Source organism: Brachyspira catarrhinii (assembly GCF_005518285.1).
Classification (GTDB): Bacteria; Spirochaetota; Brachyspiria; order Brachyspirales; family Brachyspiraceae; genus Brachyspira; species Brachyspira catarrhinii.
The window spans coordinates 1-495 of sequence record NZ_SJDU01000764.1 but is presented as its reverse complement, the minus strand read 5'-3'; the positions used below and the strand labels follow the sequence as shown (position 1 = coordinate 495).

Sequence of the window (495 nt, the reverse complement as noted above, 5' to 3'; positions counted from 1 at the left end):
CTTTTAAGGTTCATATCAACTCTAGATTCAACTTCTTCTCTTGTTGTTGCATTTTCTACTGCCAAAGTAGAATGAGTGTTATAATTTCCAGCAAGAGGGATTTTAACTCCTCCGCCAATTCCTATGGCTATTGCGCCTCTTCTGCCAACGCCAATATTAAATTTTGGAAGTAGCCCTAATTTGAAGCTATGATAGTATTGCCAAATAGACATACCTTCGGAAGCGCTATAACTATAACTACTATTACTAACTACTGATAAGTCTCCATATCCAATGGAATACATATCCCAGCTATAGCCCAATTCTCCCAAAACGCTTATTCCGAAGCCTTCTTTGACTTGGAACATATAACCGATTTGCGCGCTAATATCGGCATCGGCGCTTAAACCTGTCCCAAAGCCCAAATCTTTGGTCTCCTTATTTGGAATTGCAGCGCCCATTCCGCCAGCTAATTGGAATAAAAACTCGAAACCGCTTGCCGCAAATGCCGATGTT

The 495-nt window shown here is 41.0% G+C and carries 1 pseudogene; it reads right to left on the bottom strand.

Features of this window, described 5'->3' with window-relative positions:
- Positions 1 to 495, bottom strand: a pseudogene (locus tag EZH24_RS14520) (hypothetical protein); the annotation flags it as partial.